Consider the following 1,215-nt stretch of genomic DNA (forward strand, 5'->3'; position numbering starts at 1 on the left):
CAGTTTGATTCCTGTTCTTCTAATTGCGATTTCTCTTTATTTTTTACTCGCACCAAGTACTCGAAAAATCGATGGAGAACCAAAACTTGCCGAAGCGATGTTTGCTTTGTGTATCGGTGGTGGAGTTGGTTTCTACGATGGTTTCTTTGGCCCCGGTACGGGCTCGATTTTTACTGTGTGCTTTGTTGCTCTTGGCCACTTTTCTCTCGTGGATGCAACAGCACGAACTAAGATTTTGAATTTCACTTCAAACATCGCCGCATTGTTGTTTTTCGTTATCGCAGGGTTACCTGTATGGGAAATTGGTTTGACGATGGCGGTCGGTGGCTTTATTGGCGCTCAACTTGGCGCAAAAGTGGTGGTTACCAAAGGTCAAAAGTGGATTCGACCTCTAGTGATTACCATGTCTATGCTGATGGCAACAAAACTTCTTTGGCAACAACATCAGCAATGGCTTCTAACACTGTTTTAATTCGCTGATTGCGGTATGTGTTGTGGCGAAGACAGATGTGTATTGGGCGAATTAGAGGCTCTAGTTCTTCGAATTCAAAACAGAAATTTGATGCGATGTTGAGTGTTTTGATGATGGATTTAGGTATCAGTGCTGGTGCCATACCTTTTAAAGCTAATTGCGCTGCCGCAGTGTAGGAGTCCATTTCCATCAAAGGTGGGATCTCGTACTTGGACAAAATGGCTTGCTGGTATGTATTGGCTGGGTTATTCAAATCGTTAGTTAAAATCGCGTTTGGTAATTGAGTTAGCGGGTATTTACTTATTATAGAGAAAGGCTCATCGGCGAGATGAACGCTCATCAAACCGTGATGAGAAGGTAAGTAACCAGCGCAGAATCCTAGGGTCGCTCGCCCTGATTTTACGTTTTCAACGATTCTCGGAGTGTGATTGGTGGAGATTCTGAGATAAGGATCGCGTGCCAGTTGCTCTTCCATAATCATACTCAGATAACCTGCGACGAGAGTTTCTGAGCAATCCATTTTTATTAATGACGTATCTTCGAGCTCTTGCTGATCGTAAATCTGTCCTCGTAACTCATTGAATGTGGGCTCTATCGTATTGATAAGGGCCAGAGCATCCGAGGTTAGTTTAATGTGTCTGCCGTTTGGCTCGATCAGTTTCTTTCCTAACTTTTTTTCTAAATTGGCGATACGTTTACTCACCGCAGATTGGCTGATGTACAGCTGACTACCAGTGCGGCTC

At 43.8% G+C, this 1,215-nt stretch carries 2 protein-coding genes; one reads left to right on the plus strand and one right to left on the minus strand.

The window, feature by feature from the left end; genetic code table 11:
- Positions 1-472 (plus strand): TSUP family transporter (locus R7Q41_RS24125; protein ID WP_318144720.1); only part of this gene is annotated, 472 nt, incomplete at its 5' end.
- Here the strand turns inward: R7Q41_RS24125 and R7Q41_RS24130 are convergent.
- The coding region (locus tag R7Q41_RS24130) for a LysR family transcriptional regulator (RefSeq protein WP_318144721.1) at positions 408-1,215 on the minus strand (808 nt) is incomplete at its 5' end. The two genes, R7Q41_RS24125 and R7Q41_RS24130, sit on opposite strands and share 65 nt — an antisense overlap.

The sequence above is a fragment of the Vibrio sp. 2096 genome (genome assembly GCF_033339595.1).
GTDB classification, from domain to species: domain Bacteria; phylum Pseudomonadota; class Gammaproteobacteria; order Enterobacterales; family Vibrionaceae; genus Vibrio; species Vibrio alginolyticus.